The 969-nt window shown below is 60.8% G+C and carries 1 pseudogene; it reads right to left on the bottom strand.

Annotated features, from left to right (window positions below):
- Positions 1 to 461: pseudogene (locus V6C16_RS14220) on the bottom strand (colanic acid biosynthesis glycosyltransferase WcaL); the annotation flags it as partial.
- Between the last annotated feature and the right edge of the window lie 508 nt (positions 462 to 969).

Here is a 969-nt window from a genome sequence, read left to right as displayed (position 1 = left end):
GCCGTGGCTGTGCCGCGCGGCCAGGGGGCGTAGATCATGTCTATGCCTGCCTCCCTGAACCGGCGGGCCAGATAGACCCCGGCGCAAAAAGCCCAGAGATTTTCGCCCAGGGTTTCAATGCAGCGCCAGCGGCGGAACATGGTGCGCCTGAAAATCCGGCCCAGCCGCAGGGGATGCGTGAACATCTCGCGCAGCACTTCACCCAGGATAGCCGGCAGCGCCCGAGTACCCATAGTTATGGTCTCCCGCGCCACGTTGCGCATTTCCGTGGAGCAATGGCGCAGGTTGGGTCCATACAGACTGTAGACCGCCACAGGAAGGCGCTTGCGCAGCCCCTGCACCTCACGGAATATAAAGGGCTGGGTGAAAAGCGGATACCAGAGCAGCACACAGGCCACATGGGGCAGGCCGGGCGCAAATGGCGGCGCGGTGAGCGTTTCGCTTGTTGTGTCTTTTGTCATTGCTTGCTCCTGAGCGTCTGCAAGGGGCAAATCCACAGGTTGTATTCGGGCATGCACTTTGTTTCAAAGACAAAATGCCCTAAGGCCGCGCATGATGCAACACGTCGCGGGGCGGCGCGAGCGCCGCCGGAAACCGCGCTGAAAATGAAATGCCACAGTAAAACGCACAGCGCCCAACGCTGTTCCGCCATACGGCAACCAGGCGTGAACGCATTTTTATGGCAGCTTCGCTTTGAGATTGCGGCTTTACGGCAGCAAGGCGCGCTTAAGCCCATCTCGCGGACCGCGCTACGCCTCGCTTCACGAGCCCAGAGCATTTCGTCAGTATAAACAGTGTGATAGTTGAAATGCCCTGCCCCAAACAGGTCGGATTATGAAAACCAGGTCCAGTCATTGGGTCCGGCGGCCGCAGTCGGGAGCAGACCGCCGCTGTCCGGAGCGGCAGGCCCCAGGGTTTCGCGCAACTGCTCCATAGTCAGGCAGCGCACGTTCCAGCGGGCCATGAGCC

This window comes from Desulfovibrio sp. 1188_IL3213 (assembly GCF_036763145.1).
Taxonomy (GTDB): Bacteria; Desulfobacterota; Desulfovibrionia; order Desulfovibrionales; family Desulfovibrionaceae; genus Desulfovibrio.
The sequence above is the reverse complement of the archived record's forward strand: the minus strand, read 5'-3'. Positions and strand labels throughout refer to the sequence as shown.